Consider the following 852-nt stretch of genomic DNA (forward strand, 5'->3'; position numbering starts at 1 on the left):
AAGTTCGTCGTAGGGGAAGAGTTTGTGGACTGTCAAATTCATATTTAACTTAAATTTCAAATATCAAGTTTTGGGTTTGTGCGCTTAAGTTAAATTATCTTTTTTAAAGTTAGATTTCAGATTGAACAGGATGTTTTGCTTGTGATAGTTAACTTGTAATTATATGATTATCCCCTTATGTGATAAGGAGATGTATCATGCGATTATTTACCGTTGGCGGGGTTTTGACTGTAATCTATTTCGTAGTGTTAGGTGTTTGGATTAACGGCGCTGGGTTGACACATGTTTCTTCATGGAATGAACTAGGCGATTTCTTTGCTGGAGTTTTTTCGCCCGTTGCATTTTTATGGCTGATTCTAGGTTTTATACAACAGCATAAAGAGTTAGTTAATAACACCGCGCAGTTAAATTTACAGGCGCAAGAGTTAAAAAAATCAGTAGAGCAAGCAGCCATAATGGCTTCATTAACATCAGAGCAACTTCAGTTTGAACGAGAGAAGGTCACTGAGGAAGCTATTAAGTTAAAAGCCTCTATTATGCCGGTTATAGAAATTGAACGTTTTAACTGGGGAACTATGACTGGAAAAGTTGCCGATCAAGTGTTTTCAATTAAAAATAAAGGTAAACCAGCTAAGAACATCGTTGTAACTTCTGATGGTTATGATTTTAAAGGGATGAATAAATCTTTTCTTCCGGAAGGTGATTCTATAACAAAGTTATACCGTATAGATATGAATACTGCGCCGGAAAACCTGAACATTAAGATTGTATTCTCAGATGCTTTGGGTAATACCTATGAAAATACTTTTAGTTATAAAAAAGTGGATAACCAATTTGAATTGATAAGTTCAT

The 852-nt window shown here is 34.7% G+C and carries 1 protein-coding gene; it reads left to right on the top strand.

From position 1 onward, the window contains the following. Positions 1 to 197: 197 nt before the first annotated feature. A partial coding sequence (locus tag RF647_RS19030; protein ID WP_368813100.1) for a hypothetical protein occupies positions 198 to 852 on the top strand: 655 nt, incomplete at its 3' end.

It is taken from the genome of Kocuria sp. CPCC 205263, assembly GCF_040981075.1.
Taxonomy (GTDB): Bacteria; Actinomycetota; Actinomycetes; order Actinomycetales; family Micrococcaceae; genus Kocuria; species Kocuria rosea.